At 44.9% G+C, this 18765-nt stretch carries 28 protein-coding genes and 1 tRNA gene; 26 read left to right on the forward strand and 3 right to left on the reverse strand.

All coding sequences use genetic code 11. The features are described from left to right. The first annotated feature begins 41 nt into the window (after positions 1-41). Together GJB61_RS02915 and GJB61_RS02920 are read left to right on the forward strand one after the other, a co-directional pair. Positions 42-2174, forward strand: a complete 2133-nt coding sequence (locus GJB61_RS02915; protein WP_154116921.1) for a putative bifunctional diguanylate cyclase/phosphodiesterase — start codon at positions 42-44, stop codon at positions 2172-2174. A 62-nt stretch (positions 2175-2236) separates the two neighbouring features. After that, positions 2237-2307 (forward strand) — tRNA-Gly (locus GJB61_RS02920). A gap of 84 nt (positions 2308-2391) precedes the next feature. Here GJB61_RS02920 and GJB61_RS02925 read toward each other — a convergent pair. The 3 genes from GJB61_RS02925 to GJB61_RS02935 all read right to left on the reverse strand — a co-directional run bounded on the left by GJB61_RS02925 (position 2392) and on the right by GJB61_RS02935 (position 4768). Beyond that, complete coding sequence (locus tag GJB61_RS02925) at positions 2392-3612, reverse strand: tyrosine-type recombinase/integrase (protein ID WP_154116923.1); 1221 nt, start codon at positions 3610-3612, stop codon at positions 2392-2394. Between the two features lie 129 nt (positions 3613-3741). Further along, positions 3742-4140, reverse strand: coding sequence for a hypothetical protein (locus GJB61_RS02930; RefSeq protein WP_154116925.1), 399 nt, complete (start codon positions 4138-4140; stop codon positions 3742-3744). Next, positions 4133-4768, reverse strand: a complete 636-nt coding sequence (locus GJB61_RS02935) for a helix-turn-helix domain-containing protein (protein ID WP_154116928.1) — start codon at positions 4766-4768, stop codon at positions 4133-4135. Before GJB61_RS02935 ends, GJB61_RS02930 begins: the two co-directional genes overlap by 8 nt. A gap of 190 nt (positions 4769-4958) precedes the next feature. Between GJB61_RS02935 and GJB61_RS02940 the strand changes: the two genes are divergently transcribed. The 24 genes from GJB61_RS02940 (at position 4959) to GJB61_RS03045 (ending at position 18551) form a co-directional block, all read left to right on the forward strand. After that, a complete protein-coding gene (locus GJB61_RS02940; protein WP_154116930.1) occupies positions 4959-5174 on the forward strand; it encodes a helix-turn-helix domain-containing protein in 216 nt (71 codons plus the stop codon). Continuing rightward, positions 5171-5461 (forward strand): helix-turn-helix domain-containing protein, encoded by a 291-nt coding sequence (locus GJB61_RS02945; protein WP_154116932.1) that lies wholly within the window; start codon positions 5171-5173, stop codon positions 5459-5461. Before GJB61_RS02940 ends, GJB61_RS02945 begins: the two co-directional genes overlap by 4 nt. Next, entirely contained in the window at positions 5458-5775 is a 318-nt protein-coding gene (locus GJB61_RS02950; RefSeq protein WP_154116934.1) for a hypothetical protein, read from the forward strand. Before GJB61_RS02945 ends, GJB61_RS02950 begins: the two co-directional genes overlap by 4 nt. 182 nt (positions 5776-5957) lie before the next feature. Beyond that, complete coding sequence (locus GJB61_RS02955) at positions 5958-6164, forward strand: hypothetical protein (protein ID WP_154116936.1); 207 nt, start codon at positions 5958-5960, stop codon at positions 6162-6164. Beyond that, positions 6161-6568 carry a hypothetical protein gene (locus GJB61_RS02960; protein WP_154116937.1) on the forward strand — a complete coding sequence of 136 codons (408 nt, stop codon included), beginning with the start codon at positions 6161-6163 and terminating at the stop codon, positions 6566-6568. Before GJB61_RS02955 ends, GJB61_RS02960 begins: the two co-directional genes overlap by 4 nt. Then, positions 6561-6944 (forward strand): hypothetical protein, encoded by a 384-nt coding sequence (locus GJB61_RS02965; protein WP_154116939.1) that lies wholly within the window; start codon positions 6561-6563, stop codon positions 6942-6944. Before GJB61_RS02960 ends, GJB61_RS02965 begins: the two co-directional genes overlap by 8 nt. A 253-nt stretch (positions 6945-7197) precedes the next feature. After that, entirely contained in the window at positions 7198-8190 is a 993-nt protein-coding gene (locus GJB61_RS02970) for a hypothetical protein (protein WP_154116941.1), read from the forward strand. A gap of 281 nt (positions 8191-8471) precedes the next feature. Further along, the gene (locus GJB61_RS02975; RefSeq protein WP_154116943.1) at positions 8472-8891 is read left to right on the forward strand and encodes a hypothetical protein; all 420 of its coding nucleotides are present in this window, start codon (positions 8472-8474) and stop codon (positions 8889-8891) included. 15 nt (positions 8892-8906) lie between these two features. Further along, positions 8907-10463, forward strand: a complete 1557-nt coding sequence (locus tag GJB61_RS02980; protein ID WP_154116945.1) for a PcfJ domain-containing protein — start codon at positions 8907-8909, stop codon at positions 10461-10463. Next, positions 10460-11449: a DUF3102 domain-containing protein gene (locus GJB61_RS02985; protein ID WP_154116947.1), complete on the forward strand. Its 990-nt coding sequence runs from the start codon at positions 10460-10462 to the stop codon at positions 11447-11449. Before GJB61_RS02980 ends, GJB61_RS02985 begins: the two co-directional genes overlap by 4 nt. After that, a complete protein-coding gene (locus GJB61_RS02990) occupies positions 11433-11726 on the forward strand; it encodes a hypothetical protein (protein ID WP_154116949.1) in 294 nt (97 codons plus the stop codon). Before GJB61_RS02985 ends, GJB61_RS02990 begins: the two co-directional genes overlap by 17 nt. A 15-nt stretch (positions 11727-11741) precedes the next feature. Continuing rightward, positions 11742-12065 carry a hypothetical protein gene (locus GJB61_RS02995; RefSeq protein ID WP_154116951.1) on the forward strand — a complete coding sequence of 108 codons (324 nt, stop codon included), beginning with the start codon at positions 11742-11744 and terminating at the stop codon, positions 12063-12065. Positions 12066-12074: 9 nt separating this feature from the next. Next, the gene (locus tag GJB61_RS03000; protein ID WP_154116954.1) at positions 12075-12875 is read left to right on the forward strand and encodes a hypothetical protein; all 801 of its coding nucleotides are present in this window, start codon (positions 12075-12077) and stop codon (positions 12873-12875) included. A gap of 12 nt (positions 12876-12887) precedes the next feature. Further along, positions 12888-13301 carry a hypothetical protein gene (locus tag GJB61_RS31045; RefSeq protein WP_195724210.1) on the forward strand — a complete coding sequence of 138 codons (414 nt, stop codon included), beginning with the start codon at positions 12888-12890 and terminating at the stop codon, positions 13299-13301. Between the two features lie 2 nt (positions 13302-13303). Further along, positions 13304-13456: a DUF6906 family protein gene (locus GJB61_RS32485; protein WP_420819722.1), complete on the forward strand. Its 153-nt coding sequence runs from the start codon at positions 13304-13306 to the stop codon at positions 13454-13456. Between the two features lie 13 nt (positions 13457-13469). Then, on the forward strand, positions 13470-13817 hold the full coding sequence (locus GJB61_RS03010) for a DUF7694 domain-containing protein (RefSeq protein ID WP_154116958.1): 348 nt from the start codon (positions 13470-13472) through the stop codon (positions 13815-13817). Positions 13818-13829: 12 nt separating this feature from the next. Further along, a complete protein-coding gene (locus GJB61_RS31050) occupies positions 13830-14831 on the forward strand; it encodes a hypothetical protein (RefSeq protein ID WP_195724211.1) in 1002 nt (333 codons plus the stop codon). Further along, positions 14824-15024, forward strand: coding sequence for a hypothetical protein (locus GJB61_RS03020; RefSeq protein WP_154116961.1), 201 nt, complete (start codon positions 14824-14826; stop codon positions 15022-15024). Before GJB61_RS31050 ends, GJB61_RS03020 begins: the two co-directional genes overlap by 8 nt. Further along, a complete protein-coding gene (locus GJB61_RS03025; RefSeq protein ID WP_154116963.1) occupies positions 15021-15641 on the forward strand; it encodes a hypothetical protein in 621 nt (206 codons plus the stop codon). The genes GJB61_RS03020 and GJB61_RS03025 overlap by 4 nt, the downstream gene beginning before the upstream one ends. After that, positions 15631-15981: a hypothetical protein gene (locus tag GJB61_RS31490; RefSeq protein ID WP_154116965.1), complete on the forward strand. Its 351-nt coding sequence runs from the start codon at positions 15631-15633 to the stop codon at positions 15979-15981. Before GJB61_RS03025 ends, GJB61_RS31490 begins: the two co-directional genes overlap by 11 nt. Next, a complete protein-coding gene (locus tag GJB61_RS03035) occupies positions 15968-16216 on the forward strand; it encodes a hypothetical protein (RefSeq protein ID WP_154116967.1) in 249 nt (82 codons plus the stop codon). Before GJB61_RS31490 ends, GJB61_RS03035 begins: the two co-directional genes overlap by 14 nt. Before the next feature lie 170 nt (positions 16217-16386). Continuing rightward, entirely contained in the window at positions 16387-17565 is a 1179-nt protein-coding gene (locus GJB61_RS03040; RefSeq protein ID WP_154116969.1) for a hypothetical protein, read from the forward strand. Next, the gene (locus GJB61_RS31495) at positions 17528-17830 is read left to right on the forward strand and encodes a response regulator (protein ID WP_229521421.1); all 303 of its coding nucleotides are present in this window, start codon (positions 17528-17530) and stop codon (positions 17828-17830) included. Before GJB61_RS03040 ends, GJB61_RS31495 begins: the two co-directional genes overlap by 38 nt. Further along, positions 17823-18551: a restriction endonuclease gene (locus GJB61_RS03045; protein ID WP_154116971.1), complete on the forward strand. Its 729-nt coding sequence runs from the start codon at positions 17823-17825 to the stop codon at positions 18549-18551. Before GJB61_RS31495 ends, GJB61_RS03045 begins: the two co-directional genes overlap by 8 nt. Positions 18552-18765 lie beyond the last annotated feature (214 nt).

Here is an 18765-nt window from a genome sequence, read left to right on the forward strand (position 1 = left end):
CCAATATTATGATAGATATCATTTTCAGACGCGAGGGACTTATGAGACAAGAAGAGAAAAGAACAATTCGAACGGCTATTCTAGGGGCTATATTGTTCCTTCTAATTCAGATTTTCCATACACCACTAGAACGAATTGATGACTGGGATCTGATTTCAGCATTATACCTCATTGCCGGATGCTGCAATATTGCGTTTGGTTTTGCAATTTTTGCGCAAGGTTGGCTATTTTTCTCCGATCGGTTATCCAGAGCAAGGTTATATGCCTCAGCGCTTTTTTTAGGGGTATGTATATTTGATTTCTTGCATACGCTCAGTTTTGTAGGAATTCCATGGATATCTTCATTTGTCAGCCCGGAGGAATCGCTTTGGCTGCTTGCGCTCTCACGTCTCTCTAGTGGACTAGGTATTCTGTTTATTTTTAGTAGAGTGGACAAGCCGGTATCTATCTCTGAAAAGGGAAAGGTATTTAGAATTGCCCTGCTATTGATTGTGGTCTCTTTGGTTATATTCCTATTCGGCCACTCGATTATTCCGCAACTGCTTAGCCAAGAGTGGATGGATTCTTTGAAGCGGCTGGTTGATATGGCAGTGCTCTTTATTTATCTGATAGGTGTTGCAGTCATAGTTTATCCAGGCAAAGTTGAAAAGTCAGCCTCGATGTTGATTATTATCCGTTCACTTATCTTTTTCGCTCTGGGCCAAGCTTTCTTTATGAACCCTTTGAGCGTTGGCGATGTGGACCCGCTCTTTGGCATGGTATGCAGCGGAGTTGCCTATTACTTGCTGCTTACCGGAGTATACCGATTGACGATCGAAGAACCTTTTCATGAGAAGCAGCAGGTTGAAGACCGGATGAATTACTTGGCTTATCATGATGATTTAACGGGACTGCCGAACAGACGCAACCTGATGCACCGTGTAGAAGAAATGATTATGACTGCGGTTGGAGAGAAAGATAGTAACCAAGGCTTCTCAGCGCTGGTCATTATGAACATCAATCATTTTAAGAATATTAATGATTCTCTCGGACATTATGCCGGGGATCATTTGTTGCAAAAGGTATCACAGCGGATCGCTATTGAGGCCAGAGATAATGAAGAGTTGTTTAGTATGGGAGCGGATGAATTTGCCTTCCTGATGCTGGAGAGAGCCAGTCTTGAGGGTTGCATGATACGGGCTTCAGAGCTGTTGCAGCTGTTCGAAATACCCGTTGGTCTGGAATCAGGAGAATATCACATTTCACTAAGTTTGGGCATGAGCATCTACCCAGAGGACGGGGATACTGCTGAACAGCTCATTCAGAATGCGGATACTGCTGTTCATAATGCTAAAGATCAGGGTGTTGAAATTCGTCGCTATATGCCAGCTATGCAGATGAAAGCGAAGGAAAGACTGAAGCTGGAAAATGACTTGCGGCGGGCACTTGAACGCAAGGAGTTCTATCTAGTCTATCAACCGCAGGTGAATCTGGAGACGGAAGAAATTGTAGGGATGGAGGCATTGCTGCGCTGGAATCATCCCAAGAGTGGTCTCATCTCGCCAGTGGATTTCATTCCAATCGCCGAGGAGAGCGGGCTAATTGTCCCCATTGGGGAGTGGGTTCTGAAAACAGCTTGCCTACAAAATAAACTATGGCAGTTAGCAGGATATCGACCGTTGTGCATCTCTATCAACCTGTCGATGCGCCAGTTTCTGCAGCCGAATCTGGCTGGTAAGATTGGAATGATTCTGAAAGACATTGGCTTAGATCCTTGTTATGTCGATCTGGAAATTACGGAAAGTATGACATTGGATAAAGAGACAGCCTTTGAACAGCTGAAACGACTAAAAGAGCTTGGTGTATTTATAAGTATAGATGATTTCGGCACGGGCTATAGCTCCCTGCATTATTTAAAGAATATGCCGATTGATCGGCTGAAAATTGATCGTTCCTTCGTCTCAGACGTGATGAATGACACTAATAATGCAGCGATTGTGTCTACCATAACTTCGATGGCGCATCACCTCAAACTGAAGGTCACGGCCGAAGGCGTTGAGAACAAGGAGCAGTTGCAGTTCTTGCGGCAGCAGCACTGCCACGATGCTCAAGGATTTCTATTTAGTAAGCCGATAAGAGCTGAAGAATTTGAAATATTTTTTCTGAAACAACCTTTACTAGGCATGCCTTCCTGAGCGCAAAAAGTTGCATTTTATACCCAGTGGTGCTACAATATTTTTTGTCTTCACTTTGAGTTGCGGGTGTAGTTCAATGGTAGAACTTCAGCCTTCCAAGCTGATAGCGTGGGTTCGATTCCCATCACCCGCTTTGTCCGAAATTTTTACCTAAGCCCTTGCGCCACAAGGGTTTTTTCTTTGCGCATTTTTCGACAAACCGTTGACTACTTTTTGCTCATGGGGCAATCGATGGGGCAATTTTGATGTTTTTTGGATTAAGACTTTCAAGTTTATCGACTACCTCCCGGTTAATAATATCGGACTCATGAGTATATTCCGCGCTCATATCCAACTTAGCATGACGGAGCCGTTCCTGGATTGTCTTAAGATCGGAACCGGATTCCCGTAGTAGCATACCGGCAGTGTGCCGGAGGCCGTGCAACTTGACGTGCTGAAGCTCATGCTTTTGCAGGAAGCGCCGCCATGTCAATGTAGGGGTTGTTGGGTAGTAGGGAAGACCGTTCCCACCATGGAACAAATATTGCTTGTCTGCACCCTTCCACTTCTTGCACTGTAGCTTCTCCTTACGCCAGATTCGCTCCAATCGCTTTAATTCCTCCATGTACCACGCGGGCATTCCCACCCAGCCCTCGCTGGACTCTGTTTTTACTTCACCTACGATTGTATTGCCGTCCTCATCTAGGGTAATCTGCTTGTCGATCCAGATCGCTCGTCGGTCGTGAGACACATCTTTCCACTCCACCGCCAGCAGTTCACCACGCCTGAAGCCGCCAAGCATACAACCTGTAAAGTATAGCCGCCAATTGACAGGGAGCTTGTAGAGGGCAATCAGGAGCTGCTCAACCTCAGCCCAGGAATAGTGCTTCTTCCGGCTACGGATCTGTTTGCGTTCCCGCTTGCTTTGACCGGGCCGCTTTACCCCGTCTATAGGGTTGAAGGATATAACCCCCCAGTCTGCCGCTGCATCAAAGATAGATTTGGCTGCTTTATAGATATTGAGCTTTGTGTTAGTTGCAAGCGGCTCTCCATTTTTTTGATTAGTCAACTCCGCAAAGTAGGTAACCAGGTGAAGCGTCGTGATCTTGTCCAGGCGAGTATCCCCAAAGGCGTCCATAAGACGGGTCTCAACGATAGCCATTGTGTTTTTTACCGTATATCCACCCATGTTTTGATCGGCATACCCCTTTTTCCATTTAGGCACAAAATCTCTGAAGGTCAGCTTACTATCTTTCCCCTTACCAGGGAGAAGACCTGATTCCACAGTATCCGTCCATTTCGCCAACTCCAGCGTGAGCCAGCGCTCTGCTTTCGTGTGTGATCGGACGATTTCTGCTGGAATCACAACTACTGTAGATTTTTTGGGGCGGTTGACCTTTGACGGGTCGCGCGCCACCAGTTTGTACTTGTTCCCTCCTAGATGTTCTGTCCAGGGCATCCTATTTCACCATCCTCACATATGCTATAACGACTTTTCGTTTCACTTTTGTAATACAATGTATTTATCACCTCCTTTCAGGAACACATGTTCTGTTTTGTGACCAAAAAAATAGCCTACTATGGATAATTAAAAATTAATCCAATTGCAAGATAAAATATCTAAGGATCTGGTTTGCATTATTATTTGTAAATCGGACATTTGAATGACAAACTGCTCAATTTCCGAAAGCTTGAAGTTCGGAGTCAACGGTTCCCCGCGTAGTTTGTTCATTCTCTTTTTTACATATGGAAAATGTATTCCGATATATTCCGGCAGTTCCGTATTAATCATCAATTCAGTATTTAATATAGAAATCCCGAGTGTATCATCATTAATTTCTTCTTGTGACGTTCGTTCGAAAGGCTGATTAAGGGATATGTAGGCAGTTTCTTTGTTCCAATCGAAACCATTCTCGGGCTTAACAATAAGCCATTTAGGTATCTCGACTCCCTCGCCGTATCTATAAATTACGCTGAGTCTATACATCGAATTCCACCTTTGTAACCTGCCCTTGGATCATAACTTCATCAATAGGGAAAACCCTCGGAGGGATGTTTTTATTTGCTGCCTGGAGGATTATGTTATCCCCCTCATAAAAGACTCTCTTCAGTGTTCCCTCATCATCGTTAACAATGACAACCCCGATCTTCCCATGCTGACAATGCCTCTGTTTTTTAACCAGTACCCGCATGCCCTCGCCTATACCTTCTTCGATCATGCTATCACCTTTGACGATTAGAAAAAAATACTCCCCGTCCGAAACTGAGTTTTTCGCAACTACCTCATAACCAACAATATCCTCTTGTGCCAAGCTGTTGTATCCTGCTTTGACCTCTCCGTATATTGGAATTTGTACCATCTCCACTGTTGTCATGTCGAAATCAAATACTTTAGAAGGATTGTGTGTATCTTCATTTTCTTCACTAGTAAAATAATCAATTTTTTTACCAAAAAAATCAGCAATCATTTTGAGGGAATCTATTTGGGGATTCTGTGTTTGTCCAGAAAGAATCTTAGTAAGACCGGTATATGATACGCCGGTTTCCTTAGCTAATTTATATGTACTAACCCCATAAGAATCCATTAATCCCTGAAGCTTTTCGGCAATGCCCAAATTCAAAACCCCCAACTATTACTCTATTAAGATATAACTCAATAGAGTAATAGTAAAACACAAAAGAGAGGTATGTCAAGCATATAAAAGCAAAAGAAAGAAAAAGGGAAGTTTTATAATACTTTTGAGTTATAATGGCATTTGATTATAACACTAAAGAGTTATAATATCGTTTCAGGAGGTGGTAAATATGGGGTTGAGAATTGAAGAAAACATGCAGAGGCTTATTAATAAAAAGAACTGGACAATCTATCGTCTAGCAAAAGAGAGCAACGTTGCTGTATCTGCATTGTATAACATAGGAAAAAAAAGACAAGGTCCATACGCTGAAACTCTTATCAAATTGGCTGATGCATTGGGCGTAACGGTTGATGAGTTGTTACGCGGAAAGGATGAAAGCGAATGAATACAGTGGATTTAATAACTGCCATTAGAGAAGATATAAAGCTAAATCTTCGTGAAGAAGTATTGGCAGAGTTGCAGCCAGAGATACAGCGTCAATTGAGAGCGAACATCTTCGATATGTCAGACGCTTGCCAGTATCTCAAAATATCAGATTCCACCCTGCGCAAAATGGTCAAAACCGATGAGGTTCCATATTTCAGGCAACGTGGGCAAATTTTCTTCCGACAAATCTCCTTAGATGGATGGGCTGCAAGTCTGGAAAAAAGCAATAAGGAGGGAGTTTCTTGACCTTATCAATTATCCCTAATACCCAATACCCAACCATACAAGCCAATCAAATTACAATTACAGCAAAAGATCAGACGACAGGCATTACAGCCGAACAGACTTTATCCATTGTTTATAAGGAAAATCAATACGGGATTTGGTTGGAAGGCACGGATGAATTCGGAGATTCCCAAGCGATTGTGATTTTCACAAATGAAGGCAGCTGCCGGATGGACGAACTGCTGGCCACTAATCATGCAAAGGAGGATGAAAACATTGAAAATGACAGTCAACATCTTGCGCAATGTCTGCGGCTTGTTCTTAGTTCTCCGTGATCAAGCAGAGGCTGAAGGATTAACAAAGGCATATGATAACGCCCAAAAGCAGTACAGTCTCTACCGGGATTTGTTGCTGCAGGCATACGAAAAACGGCCATCCAGATCCTACCCTGGACGGCCGTCACATTGGAAAATAATTGTTAAGACCAGTTTACCACGGACTGGAGGTGACAGCAACTGTGGCAAAGAGAGCGAAATCCGCAAGACGCACAGAACTGCGCCAGAATCTTCGCAAGCTATACCTAGACCAATCTGTGTATCTCTTGACGCATAGACTTCCGTCTACGGCTATCAATTTTAAGATTGCCAAGGCAAAGAGTGCGCTTGCAGTAGTGGACAAGGCTTCAATATATGTGGAACTGCCAAAGAAGAAGGCGAAGCCATGACGGACGACCAACTGCAGTATTACATCGCGGAGATTCAGAAGCAGCGCACACAAGCGGATGCTCTTGGTGAGGACAGCCCTGGTTTGCTTGTTGAAAAGATAACGCTGCTAACTACCGTGCATATGTACATGGGTCGTGTATCTGCCCAGATGGACGGAGACTATGCGAGGTTATACACCTTGCGGAAAAACACCTACGTAAAGGCTAAGAAGGAAGCTCCACGGGGTGATAAGACACTCGCGGCGGAAGAAGCGATTATGAAGCTTCGTGAACTGGAAGATGATGCGTATGAGCGCAAAATGATCTGGCGCAATGAGCTGGATTCAGTCAAAGAGAAAATCTATGAATTACGAATGCGGGTTCGAATTGAAACACATATAGCAGGAGGTGGGGCAATTGGTTAGCTTTGGATTCCATCCGGTGGGCAAACCCAAGCATAAGCGCGGTAACCGGACACAAGCTCAGGAGACAGCCATCACAGCCAAGGTGGACAAAGAAGTCTACCGCCGTGCCAGTGAGGCTGGATACACATGTTGTGAACGTTGTGGATGCAGCGTTCCCACGTATCGTTTTGAACGATGCCACATGCTCAATGCTTCTCAGCGGGGTACGGGCAGAGCGCCCTGGAATATCGTTGTTCTCTGTGCACCCTCTAATGTGGAAGGGACTTGCCACTACTGGGCGGATAAGACGACAGAGGGGCACGACTGGAAAGCAGCGAAACAAGCGGAGCTATACATTTACTACACAACAGGTGAGGGCAAAAGATTTTGGAAGTAGGGCATGTATCGCGTCCCCCGGACGTCCCAATAATGTCCCCGGGGACACGTAGGAGACAAAGCGGGGACAACGTAGTGACGTCCCGATGCTGTCCGAATCATGTCCAGCAGGAGGCGGTGAACACAGTTAAATGTTATGGATAAAGAGCTATCAGGCCACTGACAGGGACCCCCAAACGAACAAGTTTTGCCGTCTTTCGGGGTTGAATACAATAAATGCAGTCGGTGTTCTACACATCTTTTGGTGGTGGGCATTGGACTGGGCACCAGACGGAGACATCAGCAAATACGAGGCCATTGATATTGCCGAGGGCATTCACTTTTCCGGCGACCCGGATGTGCTTTTGTCCGCTCTCATTGAATCGGGATATGTGGCAAAAACCCTTGAAGGACGCGAGATCGTCAACTGGCAGAACATCGGAGGCCAAGTCATTGAGGGACGGAAAAAGGCGGCGGCAAAGAAAGCGGAACAACGCGAAAAAGCAAAGGCCAAAAAAACGGCTGAGTTGTTAGCTTCTAGGGCTGTCCCCGGGGACATTCCCGGGACAGAACAGGGACGTCCCCCCAACGTCCCGGTATATAAAGAATTAGATTTAGAAGTAGAACTATATAAAGAAAAAGATTTAAAGATAAACGGTCATGCAGATCAAAATCAAAAGTTAGATCAAAATCAAGAACAAAATCCGAAACCCGAACACACCGCTGACAAATCGGCAGCGCCAGACGAGTCCGGAAAAGATGGGAAAAAGGGTCCAAAAGGGCGGCAAAAGCCCGTATACGAGCCGGATAGCCCGTATATGAAAATGGCGATTTACTTCAAGGGCAAGCTGGACGAGCTGGCCAAAGTGCTGGAAATTGATGATTTGGCACCGAAAGCCAATTTGCAGACTTGGGCAGACGATTTCCGCAAGTTGGTGGAGCTGGACAAGCAATCCGATAAGCGGCTGATCGTGGACGTCATGGACTGGCTCCCGAAACATGATTTTTGGCGCAAAAATGTGTTAAGTGCAAGTACATTTCGGGACAAATGGACGACGTTGGTTGTTGAAATGCGCTCTGGAAAGACTGCTACATCGAATAAGGGTTCCGGGGGCCGAAGCGGCAAGCAAACTATTGAAATTGCACATGATGATGGCATAGAGGGTACGCCAACCCCTGAACAATTCGCCGCAATGATGGCAGAGGCACAGGCATATCAAGATAGAAAGCGGCAGGAAGAAGCTGGACGCCAGGGGATGCGCCAATGACCTACTTGTTGCGGAGTCCAGGTATACACCGTTGCACCTGTGGCTGGGAGGGCGAGCCCTTGCGAGATAAAAAGTACCCGAAAAAGCCGCCCAGGTGCCCAAAATGCTCCGAAGAGACTGCACTTATACCTTTACGGGAGATACCCGGATACTGCTTTTGTTGCGGCGCTACATCCGGCAAGCTACTGATTATAGGTCACACAATGTTACGTGAGTGCCGTAGTTGTGGCGCAAAACTTAATTTAACCACGCTAAAACCGTGGATATGGGAGGTAACAGGAATGAAAGAGGCAATTGACAAAATCAAGGCGGAAATGGAGCTGGACCAGCACCCACATGTCCAAGTGATCGGCAATTATTTGCTGCAGGTGCTGGAGGTCAACCCAACTGCAGCAGAAAAAATCCTGGTTGAAGATAAAACCATAGCAAAAGCAATTACTACAATGGCCGAGGAATCAGAAAAAAAAGCTCAGTTGGCCCATAAAGATAAAAGTGGTGAAGTTATTAAAAATGAGCTTCACATGATTTTCACAAAAACCCAAGCAATCATTATGTACTCAGCCGATCAAGTATTCGACTTTGTTCTAAAATATTTCGGCATCGCGGGCAGTCCCGCTCCTGTCATACAAGCTGCAGCCGCTCCGACACCCGCCACTCCGTCCAAGGGTAGATTTGATATCTCCCTGGATGATCTGTTGTAAAGGGGGAGCGGGACTATGAAGGACCATGAATTTCATGAGCATTTTCCGGATGATGCAACCCCGAAGCTTCTTGATTACATTACGAATACCGTAATGGACTGGAGCCGCTATCTGTTCACTCATCGGGAAGGCCGTCGCCAGTGGGCTTATTGTACGAACTGCCGGCAGGAGCATCCAACAGATCGGACTTTAAAGCATGGTAAAGAGGAGCAATGTCCTCATTGTGGATGTTCTGCGACAGTGAAAGCTTCCGGAGTTGGTCGGAAAACGCTGGTAGATCGTGCTTATCTGCTTTGGTACGAGCGCTCCCAAGTTGATTCTAATATTTTGATAGCGCGAGGATTTTACTGCACAAGAGACTATACCAAGGATTACCGCAAAACGGAAACATATGTGAAGGATATTGCCCGCTACCTGTTCAAATGGGGCGAAGGTGGAAAGATGAAACACCGCATTCATTGGACCAAGGGCGGCGAATGGTATGACCAGAAGAAGGTTTCCACCGAAGCGACCAAATCCATGAGCTACACCCCTAGCTACCATATGCAGCAGAAGGACATCAAGAAGGTGGTTAAGGGAACGCCGTTCCAGTATTGTACTTGGGATCAATATCCTATGCATGACTATGTGGAAATCTTTGATTTGGCTGCACGGTACTCCTGCATAGAGTTCCTTACAAAATTCGGGTTAGGTCACTTTGTGAGAACTAAACTTGAAGGCGGCCAGACTTTTGGGGCAATTAACTGGAATGGAACCACTCCTCAAAAGGTGCTGAGGTTGAATAAGCGGGAAATGAACGAGATAAAAAAAACCGGAGCGATCGGACTGCAGGCCCTGCGTCATTATCAGATTTGCCGTAAAGATGGGTCAAACCTTTCGTTTACGGAAGCCCGTGATCTTGCTAGTTTGGTTGACCCACTTCGCAGGGCAGAGTTAGCGGGGATTTTAACCAGCCTAGATAACAGATTTACTGTTGCAGAAATGAAGCGATACTTTATCAAACAGATTCGCAATAATCGCTTCCGCTATGAATGGAGGTCTTCGGTGATTCTCGACTATCGCGATTATTTAAGGGAATGCAGGGAACTGGGACTTGATTTAAATCGCAATGGAGTCGTAATGCCGAATGATCTAGGTCGAATGCATGAATTCACGATGCAACGAATCAAAGCTGTGTCTGATGCGGTAGTCCGGGAGAACATCCGTACTCGGTTCAGAAGTCTGAAGCCTATGCGGTTTCAATATAAAGACCTTATATTGTTCCCGGCTCCTTCGGCTGATCAGCTTGTGAGTGAAGGCAAGACGCTTAGCCATTGCGTAGGCGGGTATGCAAAGAATTACGCCAATGGTGTATGTGACATATACTTCATCCGGCAGAAGCACCAACCGGACAAACCATTCTACACAATGGAAGTACAGAAAGGGGCTGTCATGCAATGCAGGGGGTTTAAGAACTGCATCATGACAGACGAAGTGAAAGAATTCGTCGAGATGTTTGAGGAACGGAGATTGAAAAAGCGTCCGGCCAGCCCAATTAAAAAATCCAATAAACCGCAGGGGGTAGCAGTATGAACCAGGTATCATTGCGAACCACAGAAGTCATTGCCATTGAGATCAACAGCATTAAGGATCAGACGAAGCGCATTTTCTTATCTGCCAGTATCGAGATTGGCCGTAGATTGGTTGAGGCAAAAGGCATGATTCAACATGGAGAGTTTGCGATCTGGTTGAAGGATAATGTGGACTATTCGCAGTCAACAGCTAACAACCTAATGCGGGTGTTTGAAGAATATGGTTCAGATCAGCTCAGTCTCTTCGGAGGAGATACAAAATCCCAAGCGTATGAGAATTTGAGCTATTCCCAAGCGATTGCACTGCTGGTGCTTCCAGGAGAGGAGCGGGAACAATTTATTGGAGAAACCAATGTCGAGGAAATGTCCACCCGGGATCTGCAGGCTGCAATTAAAGAACGGCAGCAAGCCGTGAAGGAAAAAGAAGATGCTGAGAAAGCCAAAGTTACAGCTGAAAAAGCCGCCGAGAAGGAACGGAAGATCCGTGAGAAGCTGGAAACCCAGCAGAATGACCATGAGGCCATTGTGCAGCGCCTTCAAAAGCAGGTAGAGGAAGCACAGGCTGCAGGTGACAGCGGAGATGAAGAAGCGGCAGAGGCGCTGCGGGAGTCACTGAGCAAGTCGGAACGGCAGCTCATTGATTCACAGGACAAGATAAAACAACTTGAAGAGGCATTAAAGGCCAAGCCTGTAGAGGTTACCACAGCAACCGAGATTGTTTATCAGACACCGGATGATGTACTAGCCGAGCTGGAGGCTTTAAAAACAGAGTCGGAAGCGTTAAAGAAACAAGTTGCTTCAGGCACTAGCGAAGAGACCGCGGTCTTTAAAGCTCATTTCAAGACCCTGAATGACAGTTTTAACAATGTCTTGACGGCCATTGATGTAGTGGGCAAATCTGATCCGGAGATGGGGGCTAAGTACAAGGAGGCTATTGGCAAGCTGTTGGAGCGAATGAAGGGGACACTTAATGTTCTTCTTCGTTAGTCTTAGTCTTGTTGACCCAGAAGAGGCAGCCATTGAGGATCTGATAGGCGAGAGCATCCTGATAAAACGGCAATACCATTGCTATCAAACACATGTAGGGCAAATAGCTCATTATTACGCACTGACGGCTGATACACTGTATGACTTGTGCATTGCCGAGGATCAGCATTATAGCCGTATATTTGCCCATTATGATCGGTCGATTTTAGAACGGAACGATTATTTTCACGAATCTGATAAGCCGCTCCTGAATCGCATATTCAATAGAGCAATCTGAGAAAGGGTGAATATCATGGATTGGGATAAGCTCGTTAAGGATCTTCGAGAGTCGAACGCACTGGCCAAAGCGGCAGCTGAAGCTATTCCAGACGGAGGAAGTGCGAATTTAGATTCAGTGTTCCTCTGCATTCCACGGCAGCCAGAGACTAAGGTTCTGAATGCCATCCAGAAAGCCGGGCTGTACTGCCGCGCTAAACGTCGTTGGATCGGATCTGGATATATGATCAACCCGGACAGCAGCGGACAAGGGGACAAGCGTTGCAAGGCTGTGACGGTAATGTATAAGGAATTGGCCGGGCGTGGTTGGGATGTACTCACATACCGCAAGGTGGACTAGGAGGTCTATATGCCTAAAGTTGTTGTAAGAGCTGATTTGATTAAGAAAGCACTGGCGGACCGGCACAAGGATGATTTTTATATGACAGAGGTAAAGGACGGACCTTCACAGTCCGTCCAGCACCACCTTAAGCTTGATGCATTGGCCGTTCGAAAGAGTTGGTCCAAACCGCTCCTTTCCGGATATGAGATCAAAGTTAGCCGGAGTGATTTCCTTCGAGATAATAAATGGATGGGTTACCTGCCGCTGTGCCATGAATTTTCCTTTGTCTGCCCTACAGGGCTAATTAAGCCGGAGGAGCTGCCGGAGCAAGTAGGCCTTATCTATTACAATCCGGAAAAAGGTACATTACAGACGAAGCGCAAGGCTGTGTACCGGCTTGTAGAGATTCCAGCAAACATGCTCATGTACATCATCATGAACCGCCTAAATAATGACCGGCATCCATTCTTCTCTGATCAGAGGGAACGAATCGAGGCATACGTGTTAGATAAGGGTGACCGCTATCATTTATCTGTAACCTATAAGCATAAAATTTCCGCCAGGCTGGACGAGCTGGAAAAGGAAGCATCTGATATCCGCCGGAAGTATGAACGATTTGATCAAACACAATCGGTATATGACCGACTTAAGGATTTAGCCAATCGAATCGGCTGCCATGGATGGTTTGGTGACAAGTGGGTAGACGAGTTGGAGCAGATGCTGCTGGCCAGTGCTGTGAGTAAGGAAATACAGAGTGCGGTGGAGTCAGTCGAGCGGAGCGCCATGCAGCTACGGAAAGCAGTAGGTGCTAAAGCGGTGGAAGTCTGATGTTCTTCTTTTTTGAAGAAGATCGGCCACCTTGCCAAATCATTGATTACCGAGACATATACGACAGGCTTAAGGACAAGCCAGCAGATAAATGGACGCGGGAGCTGGATTTGTTCTCAGTCCTTCACCTCTGGCGACAAAATGATTTTAGGAGGGACGGCAATGTGTGATTGCTTGCAAAAGATTGGGGAAATGTACGCCGAACAATGCAGTAACCATGGGAAGCGGGCTGCTGTTCGTGTGAAATCCAGCGTATTAGTCGAAGTCGCTAAGCCGGTGAAGGACGGTCAGGACATCAGACCGGCGAAACATCGGAATGGATACCTTGCTCAAATGAACTATTGCCCGATATGTGGGGCAGCTTTGGTAGAGATCAGATCCAAATCGATGCATACTTACGTCAATTGGGACATGAAAGGGGACTGAACATGAAACAAGGCAGACGGCCAACGCGCCGCCAGAATGCAATTATACAGTCGTTTAAACTCAACCCCACAAACTGGTTAGTGGAGCGGGAATCCCCGAGCCACATGTCTATTGTGCATCGGACAAGCGGGAATTTAAAATGCTTGGCTAAGTAAGGGAGGTAAGAACATGCGTACATTTGGGCATATAGAAAAATTCAGAGTCAATCATACACTGGCAGGCTGGGGAGATGAGCGGAACGGGGCGTTTGTAATTAAGCTTCCCGGTACCCGCCTTACATTTCAGGTTATCGCCAGCACTGGAGCGGGTTGGGACCATGTGAGCGTCAGTACAGCCGAACGCTGTCCCCGTTGGGATGAAATGCAGCAAATCAAAGAGCTTTTCTTTGAGGACAGCGAATCCGTTATGCAGCTCCACCCGGCAAAAAGCAATTATATAAATCAACATCCGTATTGCTTACACCTGTGGCGGCCACATCATGTGCGTATACCGCTGCCGGACAAAATGATGGTCTAAGGGGGAACTTATATGAGCAAAATTTATCTCGCGTCAAGTTGGAAGAATGCGGAATTGGTCAAATACTTTAAAGGGGAGCTGCAGGCAAACGGGCATGAGGTTGACGCCTTCTGTGATCCGGAAGCGGGACGGTTTGTGTTCAGCTTCGACAAGTTGCCAAAGGTGGAGGAAATGAACGCGCAGACCGTCCTCCAGGAGTCTATTGTAAAAAGGGCATTTTATGAGGATAAAAAGTGGTTGGATTGGGCGGATACTGTTCTGCTTATTCTGCCAGCGGGCAAATCAGCACACTTGGAAGCGGGTTATGCTGCAGGAGCCGGAAAGCGGCTAATTATCTATCAAGATGAGTTCCCCGCCGGTGATTTTGATGTCATGTACGGGTTTGCTGACCTGATTACATCCTATTTATCGGAAGTTATTGATTTCCTCAAAACGCGGCGGATGCAAGTTTCAATAGCACAGCTTCCAGAACATGAGTTTGAGAGGTTGGACGAGCAGATTACCGTATACCTTGAAGAAACAGACGGTGAAGACGGTTTGAACTATGAAGTAGCAGCAGCGCTGCCTCCGTTTTTGATTGGATACACTGCAGCATGGAATGAGGTGGAACGCCTCTCTGCCGAGCTGGAGCGGGTACAACGGTCTGCGCTACAAAATCTTGATTTGGCCGTTCGTTCTTCCAGAGATATCACGAGATTGCGGAACCATCTGCAGGAGACTAGAAATGAAATGATGAAGCGGCAATCCTTTTACCAAGGGGAGATTCGCGCCATTCAAAAGGAACTGAATGCCAGTTTACGGCAAGTGGCAATTAGCTGGACCCCGTTCCCGGATATACCTCTGAGTGAACATACCAAGTACATTGTTTCTGACGGGAGATCAACAGGGTTCGGATACTACTATTTCGAAGACGAACAGCATTGGACAACGGAAGACATGTCTCCTGTAGATGGGCCGGACGTCACTCACTACGCTGTCATTAATCTGCCGGCAGATGGTCCACATCATGAATGACTGGCACTTTGCGAACAAGGACTCAAAAGCAGAGCAGGCAGCAGGCGGGCAGGGAGAGATCAAACATTCTCAGCTCACGCAAGAGGAGCTGGCCGAATTTCGGATGAAGTATCCAGCACCAACCGGCGAAGCTGCCAAGAAGCCCATACCCATTGATGGATATATTAAAAATCGGAAGGATGAGTGTAAATGAGCTATCTTAAATTGATTATGAGTCAAGGTAATAAGAATGCGGAGCTGGAGATCGAGGAGCCAAATGACGAGCTGAAGCTTACCGCGATTGAACGGGTAATGAGGTTCTTTGGTGTCAAACCTGCAGAAGTGAGTAAGTTTCCCGAAATCGAGACGATAGGTCCAATTGTTGGTTTGAATCTGGAAGACCTTCAGAAAAAGCGGCAAACGGCACCTAAGCAAGTTGAATCGATTGAAATCTCAATGCCTCAGCAGCCAGGAAGACCCCAGCAGCTGCCGCTTATTGGATCGGAGCGTGCCATGCACACAGAGATTAGGGAGTTGATTTCAAAGGCTCCGGTACAGCCTGTAGCTTCCCAAGAAAGCACTGAAGATCCAGAATGGTATAAGACAGGAATCAAGTATAAAGATGGTATGCCTCACTATCGCTTGCGCTACTGGTGCAAAAAGCCGGATTGCCAGGGTAAAGGAACGGAGTATATCCTGCCCAACCAAATGGAGGTAAAATGCAAGGCTTGCGGAACGCTTCATACTATACGGCCTGCAGCTCCGAAAGGGGAGTGGGACGGCTGGGGTAACTTCTTTATTGCTGACGAGCTGGCAGTAAATGAAGGTTAAGGAAGTACAGGCAGTATTAAAGGCGGGAGAACGATTCTTTGTTGATTGGGCGCTACCTGAAACGGTTGAAGTGCTTGCATGGGGTATGGCCTGGGTGCGGTATAAGACTCCAAGTATGAAATTTTTTATATCAACTAACATCCGGACGTTCTCCATGGGAATAGATAGTGTGTATAAGCAAGAAGGGGAGTGTTCTTCTGGGGGCGGTGGTGCAAATGGAGTTCTTCCCGAGTGTGACAGCAATCGACAAGGTGGCGACAAGAGTATTATTAAAAAAATACCCCAAAATGGTCAGGAAAATCGGAGTTTACGAGAAAAAGGAGTCGTTGACAGAGCTTGAAGCGATTGAATACAAGGATTTTGCGGGTAAGGTGCGGGAGATCAATAGAGCATTTGAGCTTATCGAAGACGATGAGGTAATGGCTATAATCAAGCATCGTTACGTAAATGCTCGTAAGCATAAGCTTACGCTGCTGACATATACCGCCACAACTAGTACAGCAACAATAAACCGGAGGATCGGTGTAGGAGTAGCAACCATTGCGGATCATTTGAAGCTGGCCGGAATCATTTGAAATTTTGTGAGCAATGGAGAGATGCTGTGCATGAGTTGGCGCAGGCAATTGACGAGTTAACTAGAAGAGTCCTTCATTGCGAAGGGCTCTTTTATGCTGTAAATAAGATAGCCAAAACCTAGAATATTGTGTAAAATAACGGTAACGATAATCATAAAAGGGTGAATTAGATGACAGACGCATCTGGAAATGTTAGTTCAGCAGATGAGATCTATAAAGAATTAATGATTGAGACCGTTTCGAATACATATCCGAAGTATATTCAAAAAGATTTACTTAGTACACTTGAACAGCAAGGTGTAGTAAAACTAAAAAAGAACATGCCAATTAAGAGCGGGGCCCAAACAATTGACCTTTCAGAAGCTGAAGAAGATGAACGATTAACTCAGGGGATTGAATCTCTCGCTGTGTTGAGAGCTTTGGAAAAGCGCGAATTCACTAAATCTTATCATTTTTCTGCAATATTTTCGGGAAATGGAAAACAAAAACCGGATTTTTTTAGTTTGGTAAATGAAGGGAAGTTACTTGATTTTACTTCACCGAATTTCCTTCATGATAATGTACAAGACGTTAATCACCCAACTGAAGTTATCCCAACATTGTTTACCATTGGGAATATAAAAATATTTAAATTTACGAAAATTCTTACAGGGTTCTTACCGGTAACAGCAACTAGGAAGAGAATTAAATATAATGTTCTTGGTGTTTATCATGAATACTTGGGAGTATTGGAAATTAGATTTGACAGAGCTAGATCCCTTTTTCAATATGAGGATGAACTTTTTTATCATAATCAGATTGTCGGAGTGTTGAACTGGTTCAAAGAAGTTGCTAAATTTGAATTAGAATACATCAACATTTCACCTGTCATCAGCTACATTAATAAAAAAGATCAAAACGAAGTTGTTGTCCACTCTCAAGCAATGAGTATGAGTACAGGGGCTAAGGCAGAACTCTATACTGCGGAAAATGGGGCTCCTATCCTGCCGTTACTAGGTGAGCTCAAGGAATTAATTAAAACTAATGAAGAATTGTTTGATCAATGTACTAAAATTAAAGACCTGCTGGATAAATTTATATCAGAGACAGAGGACACGTCAGATCTGCCATGGATTTCGTTGAGATGGAAAGGTGACGCCAAGAACGAAGGAATACTTGTAAAGTTTAAGCATAACTATGAAAACAAGGGTTATACTTTGCTTAATTTCTTTGGACGCCAAACTAATATGGAGAAGATGAACAATGTCACCAAATACATTATCGATAATAAAGCAGAGCTTGATACAAAAGAGTCTTCTGACGTCCCCGAAGTTGGAGAAACTTCTGATTCTACTCAAAAAGTATTCTAAGGGTAAGACCATTTACCCTGGCGTGCTTATTAGAGAGCTTAACATTGATATGACCCTTGCGTACAAAGTGCTAAATGAAGTAATGAAGTTAGGATTTTTAACAACTAATTTCGAGATTTATTGTCATAAATGCAGCAAATTCACTGGAGGAATTTATGAAACAATTGCTGAGATTCCAGAAGAAATAGAATGTGACGAAATGGGTCATATTTTGAATCCTTTGAACTCAAGCATTGTTATATTTAGGGTGATTCGAGATGACTAATACTATAGGGTTTGATCCAGATAAGTACTTTGAAGCACTTGATGAAAAAGAAGAAGCGTACAAAGTATTAAGTAGGATTAAAGCCTCTGATATGGAAGAATATAAGAGGCTTTTACAAAATTTTGTAGACGTAAACTCAAAAACGGTGAGTACAGAAAAGGTTGAACGTCAAGAGTTCAATACGACTCATAAAGGAAAGGCTCTAGAAGAATTAGTGGTTTTCCTTTTTGAAAAGACAGGATTGTTTAAGGTTTATAAAAATATAAGAAATTCAACCAATGAAATTGACCAATTATTGGAACTCTCTTTCACAGGTAAGCATTTCAAAGAGTATCTACCATTCACTGGAGATATATATTTGTCGGAATGCAAAAATTACAACAAGACTATTGATGTCACTTGGGTTGGGAAATTTTATTCTTTATTAATATCAAATCCAACAAAGTATGGATTCCTTTTTTCATACCATGGTTTTACTGGTAGTGGTTGGGATAATGCAGTGGGATTAACAAAAAAGCTGTTCTTACACAAAGAGCGGACAGAGGATAAGGTCCATATCATTGATTTTAACTACAGAGACTTTCAATTAATATTAGAAGGTTATAGTTTTTTGGAGATATTGGACTCTAAAATCAAAGAACTTTTAACCTCTACTGACTATAAAAAATATCTTAATGAAATTCATCCCGCCCTCTTGGAGAAAGCTGTTGGCGAGGAATAGAAAAGCATCCTTTGGGGTGCTTTTTAATTTGTATAAAGGAGGCAGCCCCAATGGCAAAAGGTAAATATCATGACTGGTTCGTGCCAGGAGGGCTGCTGAAACTTGAAGGTTGAGTCCGCGATGGTCTGACAGATGTGCAGATTGCTGCGAATATGGGTGTCTCTCGCAAGACGCTGTACGAAGATGCAGCGAAATTTTGAGACTAAATTGAGAC

The organism is Paenibacillus monticola, assembly GCF_009664975.1.
Taxonomy (GTDB): domain Bacteria; phylum Bacillota; class Bacilli; order Paenibacillales; family Paenibacillaceae; genus Paenibacillus_AQ; species Paenibacillus_AQ monticola.